The sequence below is a fragment of the Acidovorax sp. KPB24-03 genome (assembly GCF_057546605.1).
The window spans coordinates 1-4229 of sequence record NZ_BAAJYR010000311.1; the positions used below are offsets into that span (position 1 = coordinate 1).

A 4229-nucleotide genomic window follows, 5' to 3' on the forward strand; every position below is an offset into this window, starting at 1 on the left:
CCCCCCCGCCCCCCGGCAGCTTCGCCGCCGCGGCGCGCAAGGCCGCGCCGGCGGTGGTCAGCATCAACACCAGCAAGGCCGCCGTTCGCCACCCGCGCAGCAACGACCCGTGGTTCCAGTTCTTCTTCGGCGACCAGGGAACGCAGCAGGCGCAGACCGGCCTGGGCAGCGGCGTGATCATCAGCCCGGACGGCTACATCCTGACCAACAACCACGTGGTCGAGGGCGCGGACGAGATCGAGGTCACCCTGACCGACAGCCGCCGCACGCGCGCCACCGTGATCGGTACCGACCCGGACACCGACCTGGCCATCCTGAAGGTGCAGCTGGACAAGCTGCCCGTGATCGTGCTGGGCAACTCCGACCAGCTCGCCGTGGGCGACCATGTGCTGGCCATCGGCAACCCGTTCGGCGTGGGGCAGACGGTCACCAGCGGCATCGTGAGCGCGCTGGGCCGCAGCCAGCTGGGCATCAACACGTTCGAAAACTTCATCCAGACCGATGCGGCCATCAACCCGGGCAATTCGGGCGGCGCGCTGGTGGACGTGAACGGCAACCTGATGGGCATCAACACCGCCATCTACTCGCGCTCGGGCGGCAGCATGGGCATCGGCTTCGCCATTCCCGTGTCCACCGCCAAGCTGGTGCTGGACGGCATCGTGAAGGACGGGCAGGTCACGCGCGGCTGGATCGGCGTGGAGCCGAACGAGCTGTCGCCCGAACTGGCGCAGACCTTCGGCGTGAAGGCCTCCGAGGGCGTGATCATCACCGGCGTGCTGCAGGACGGCCCCGCCGCCCGTGCCGGCATGCGTCCAGGCGACGTGATCGTGCAGGTGCAGGACAAGCCGACCGCCAGCGTCTCCGCCCTGCTCACCGCCGTGGCCTCCCTCAAGCCCGGTGCGCCCGCCACGTTCCAGCTGCAGCGCGGCGATTCGCGGGTGGAGCTGGAGGTGGTGCCCGGAACCCGGCCCCGGCCGCAGCGGGCACCTCAGCCACAGCGCTGAGGCGGCGTTGTCCCGGGGGGGATTCATTCGCCGCGGGACACGATTGAAACGGGTGGGCGATGCATGGGGCCGTGGGCGGCCCAGGGGTGGCGCCGTGGTCTTGAAGGCTGACTGGCCGTGAACACCCGGCGCGGATCAGGCCATGAAGCGCACTGCAGGCAACCCCTGGCGCGGCATCAGCGCCGCCATGAAGAATCGATCACCCGATCACCCGATCACGCCCTGCCCTCGACGATGCGACCGGGCCGCGGCGCGCAAGGCACGCCGCGCAGGCGTTGCCCAGCCCTAGGTCAATGTCTCAGGTCGGTTCCTGCGCCTGTTCGTCCTCGGGCGCCTTGGTGTGGCGGATGAAGAGCTGCGCCGCCCAGATGCCCAGTTCGTAGAGCAGGCACATCGGCACGGCCAGGGCCAGCTGGGACACCACGTCGGGCGGGGTGACCACGGCGGCGATGATGAAGGCCAGCACGATGAAATAGCCGCGAAAGCCCTTGAGCTTTTCCACGCTGACCAGCCCCATGCGCGCCAGCACGATCACGACGATCGGCACCTCGAACGACAGGCCGAACGCGAGGAACATGGTGAGCACGAAGCTCAGGTACGCCTCGATGTCAGGCGCGGCGGTGATGCTCTTGGGCGCGAAGCCCTGGATGAAGGCGAACACCTGCCCGAACACGAAGAAGTAGCAGAACGCCACGCCCACCAGGAACAGCAGCGTGCTGGAGACCACCAGAGGCAGCACCAGCTTCTTCTCATGCGAATACAGGCCTGGCGCCACGAAGGCCCACACCTGCCACAGCACCACGGGCAGTGCCAGCAGGAAGGCCGACATCAGCAAAATCTTGAGCGGCACCATGAACGGCGAGATCACCGAGGTGGCGATCAGCGTGGCGCCCTTGGGCAGGTGCGCCACCAGGGGCGCGGCCAGCAGGTCGTAGAGCGCGCCCGGGCCGGGGTACAGGAACAGGATGCCCGCGGCGATGCCGATGGCGATCAGCGCCTTGACCAGGCGGTCGCGCAGCTCCATGAGGTGCTGCACGAACGGCTGCTCGGTGCCGGCCAGCTCGTCTTCTTTAGTGGGGGTTTCGGACATGGTGCAGGAGGGGCGGGCATTGCACCCGCGCGGGTGGCTGCGCGGGGTGCGCAGCCATCAATGGAATTTCTGGGGCCGAAAGCGGGCCACGCGCGCCGCGCCCGACTGGGCCTTGGTGCGCACGCCGCTGCGGGCTTTGTACCACTGCGGCGTGGCGCCCCGCTTGAGGCGCCAGTTCTTGCCGGGGTGCTTGTACGCGGGCACCACGCTGGCGTCGCCGGCCGCGTCGTACGGCACACCGGTATCGGTGCCCGTGCCGGACGCGGTGCCGGAAAAGTCGTTGTTCCAGTCTTTTTCGAAGTCGCTGGCGCTGGTGTGGATGCTCTGGTGCACGTCGCGTGCGGCACCTTCCATCGTTTCCTTCATCTTGCGCAGCTCGTCCAGCTCCATGGAACGGTTGACCTCGGACTTCACGTCGGCCACATAGCGCTGCGCCTTGCCCAGCAGCGTGCCGACGGTGCGCGCCACGCGCGGCAGCTTCTCGGGGCCGATGACGATCAGCGCCACGGCGCCGATCAGCGCCATTTTGGACAGGCCAATATCAATCATGGAAGCAGGGCCGGCAGGGCATTAGCCCTTGTGCTTGGCTTCGACGTCGATGGTGGTGCCCTTGGGGTCGGCGGCGGTGTGGTTGACGACCTGCCCTGCGGGGGGCGTGGCCGGCGGCACGTCGCTCGCGGAGCCGTCCTTCATGCCGTCCTTGAACCCCTTGACGGCGCCGCCCAGGTCGGAGCCCATGTTCTTGAGCTTCTTCGTGCCGAACACCATCACCACGATCAGCAGCACGATCAGCCAGTGCCAGATGGAAAACGAACCCATGTCAATCTCCTAACGAATACGGACCATTCTAGACCCGCCGCATGACGGGGAAGTTCATATCCCTGCGGCGCCCGGGCTCCACGCCCTTCCCGGCGGCCGCCGGTTCAGCCCTTGAGCCAGGGCCGCGGGCCGCCCATCACGTGCACGTGCAGGTGGTGCACTTCCTGGCCGCCCTCGGCGCCCGTGTTCACCACGATGCGGAAACCGCCTTCGGGATAGGGATTGCAGCCCTGCTCCAGCGCCAGGCGCGGGGCCAGCGCCATCATGCGGCCCAGCACGCCGGCATGGGCCTCGGTCACGCCGGCCATGGAGTGCACATGCTCCTTGGGCACCATCAAAAAATGCACGGGCGCCCAGGGGTGGATGTCGTGGAAGGCGAAGATGTCTTCGTCCTCGTACACCTTCCTGGAGGGAATCTGGCCCGCGATGATCTTGCAGAAAAGGCAGTTCGGATCGTGCTGCATGGATGGGGGATGGGGTGGAACTGGAAAAACGGGGCCTGGCTGGAGGCGCCGGGTCAGGCATTGTCGGCCATGTTCACCGTGGGACGCACGCCGACGTCGGCCTGGTGGGCCTGGATCCAGCCCTGCCCCGCGGTGCGGCCCAGCTCGAACAGCTGGCGGATGAACGGCAGGTCCGCCCGCGTCTTGCTGGAGGCGCCGAAGCCCGCCAGCAGCGAGCCGCCGTCGATGCGGTGCATGCGCACGCTCTTGTAGCGCCGCGCATCCAGCTTGCCCTCGGCCAGCAGGCGCCGCACGAACTCGATGGCGCGCATCTCGCCCAGCAGGCTGGCGTTGAAGGTGACCTCGTTCATGCGCTCCATGATCTCGGAGGCGGTGTCGGGCACCTCGGCATGCTCGATGGGGTTGATCTGCACCAGCAGGACGTCGCTGCACTCGGTGTTGTAGATCAGCGGGTACAGGGCCGGGTTGCCGGAGTAGCCGCCGTCCCAGTAGTGCTGGTCGCCGATCTGCACCGCCTTGAACAGGAGGGGCAGGCAGGCCGAGGCCATGACGGCATCGGCGCTCAGGGCCTTGCCGGAGAAGATCTCGCCGCGCCCGGTGCGCACGTTGGTGGCGCACACGAAGACGCGGGGGTGGCGCGCGGCGCTCAGCACGTCGAAGTCCACCTCGCGCTCCAGCAGCCGGCGCAGCGGGTTGATGTCCAGCGGGTTCGTCTGGTAGGGCGAGAGCCACTGCGTCATCATGCCCATGAAGGGGCTGGAGGCCAGTGGCACGCCCCACAGCAGGCTGCCCATGGCGCCCACGCCCTCCCACAGCCGCCGCAGCGTGGCGCGCGCCGCCTCGCAGCCGGCG

Annotated in this window: 6 protein-coding genes; 1 reads left to right on the forward strand and 5 read right to left on the reverse strand. The window is 68.2% G+C overall.

The genetic code is table 11. The features are described 5' to 3' along the window. A partial coding sequence (locus AC27KI_RS19820) for a S1C family serine protease (protein ID WP_487115419.1) occupies window positions 1–1004 on the forward strand: 1004 nt, incomplete at its 5' end. Between the two features lie 298 nt (window positions 1005–1302). Here the strand turns inward: AC27KI_RS19820 and tatC are convergent. The 5 genes from tatC to AC27KI_RS19845 all read right to left on the reverse strand — a co-directional run. After that, window positions 1303–2094, reverse strand: a complete 792-nt coding sequence (gene tatC / locus AC27KI_RS19825; RefSeq protein WP_272567636.1) for a twin-arginine translocase subunit TatC — start codon at window positions 2092–2094, stop codon at window positions 1303–1305. Window positions 2095–2151: 57 nt separating this feature from the next. Beyond that, on the reverse strand, window positions 2152–2643 hold the full coding sequence (gene tatB / locus AC27KI_RS19830; protein ID WP_284396785.1) for a Sec-independent protein translocase protein TatB: 492 nt from the start codon (window positions 2641–2643) through the stop codon (window positions 2152–2154). Between the two features lie 21 nt (window positions 2644–2664). Next, entirely contained in the window at window positions 2665–2913 is a 249-nt protein-coding gene (gene tatA, locus AC27KI_RS19835) for a Sec-independent protein translocase subunit TatA (protein WP_284396782.1), read from the reverse strand. Window positions 2914–3017: 104 nt separating this feature from the next. Beyond that, window positions 3018–3377, reverse strand: a complete 360-nt coding sequence (locus tag AC27KI_RS19840; protein ID WP_284405146.1) for a histidine triad nucleotide-binding protein — start codon at window positions 3375–3377, stop codon at window positions 3018–3020. A 53-nt stretch (window positions 3378–3430) separates the two neighbouring features. After that, the coding region (locus AC27KI_RS19845; protein ID WP_487115421.1) for a patatin-like phospholipase family protein at window positions 3431–4229 on the reverse strand (799 nt) is incomplete at its 5' end.

Excerpts from the sequence above, each read along its gene's own strand:
- tatC (WP_272567636.1), bottom strand. The coding sequence starts at position 2,094 with ATGTCCGAAACCCCCACTAAAGAAGACGAGCTGGCCGGCACCGAGCAG.
- tatB (WP_284396785.1), bottom strand. The coding sequence starts at position 2,643 with ATGATTGATATTGGCCTGTCCAAAATGGCGCTGATCGGCGCCGTGGCG.
- tatA (WP_284396782.1), bottom strand. The coding sequence starts at position 2,913 with ATGGGTTCGTTTTCCATCTGGCACTGGCTGATCGTGCTGCTGATCGTG.
- AC27KI_RS19840 (WP_284405146.1), bottom strand. The coding sequence starts at position 3,377 with ATGCAGCACGATCCGAACTGCCTTTTCTGCAAGATCATCGCGGGCCAG.